This is a genomic window from Vibrio sp. 1F253 (genome assembly GCF_041439295.1).
GTDB classification, from domain to species: domain Bacteria; phylum Pseudomonadota; class Gammaproteobacteria; order Enterobacterales; family Vibrionaceae; genus Vibrio; species Vibrio tasmaniensis_A.
The window spans coordinates 1-1,057 of sequence record NZ_JBGONU010000142.1 but is presented as its reverse complement, the minus strand read 5'-3'; the positions used below and the strand labels follow the sequence as shown (position 1 = coordinate 1,057).

The 1,057-nt window shown below is 51.6% G+C and carries 1 pseudogene; it reads right to left on the bottom strand.

The annotated features are described in order from the left end of the window. Positions 1-1,057, bottom strand: a pseudogene (locus tag ACED28_RS23255) (type IV secretion system protein TraC); the annotation flags it as partial.

Sequence of the window (1,057 nt, the reverse complement as noted above, 5' to 3'; positions counted from 1 at the left end):
GAGGTTTGCTCAATGGCGCGCTCCAGTGAGTGGCCTTGTTTATAAAGATTTTCACAATACTCAAACTCCTTAGGCTCGGTTGAGAACATGGCGCGTTTCACCGGAGAGGCGAAAAAGCGGTGATAGGTGACATGGCCACCCGCTTTGATGCGCGCACTGCTGTATCCCGCTTCGGCAGACGGAGCGAAACTTTTAATGAGGCGCTGCTCAAACGGTGAGAAGGCATCCGGGTTTTGGATCAGATACTCATCAAACCCTTCCCCTTGACGAAGAATGATGTGGATATCGGAGTTGTTGTAGCAGGCTTTGGCTTCCTCGTTGCTAAAGAAGTCTTCAATCCCTTGAGTCACTGTACAAAAAGCGCCGCCGAACTTACGGGCGGTGCGATAACCGGTGTTGATGAACTCCCTCGCTTGCTCGTTTGCCCCAGAGAGGAGGCTCCAGGCTTCTTCAATGATGCACAGCTTTGGGGTAGAGCGAGATCCAGCCAGGTACATCTGCTGGTTAATCGACACCATGAGAGCAAAAATCACGGGTCTGAGCACAGCAGGCGGGAACCCATCGAGTTCAAGCGTGGTAATTTCCACACTGGGATCGAGCATCGATGGTTTGTTGAACACATCTTTGTACATGCCGTCGGTGCAGAACTTTTTCAGTTGCACCGCAATGTCTTTGATGCGTCGGTCGCTTTCTTCTCCAGCAATCTCAATCAAGGCGTCTCTGACATCATCCACCAAGGCTTGATTACCTTTACGCTCCCATGCCGTCACTATCGCATCGCCTAAGACGCTTTGTTGAAACGCCGTCAGTGGGACGTAGGGTGACGCGATGGTGGCAAACAACGCCGTGATATTATCGAGCGCTTCCATCATGGGGTCGACCGGTCTACCGTCATCATCCACAAACTCAAACTCTGCACTTTGCATGGCGCCTAAATGCGTGAAGGGATTTAAGAAAATGTTGGCGTGCGTCATGTACGTCCCCCCAAGGCTGAGCGTCAACTTTTTATAGCTGGCCCCTTTATCGAGGATCCACACTTTACCGCCCATGGCGTAAA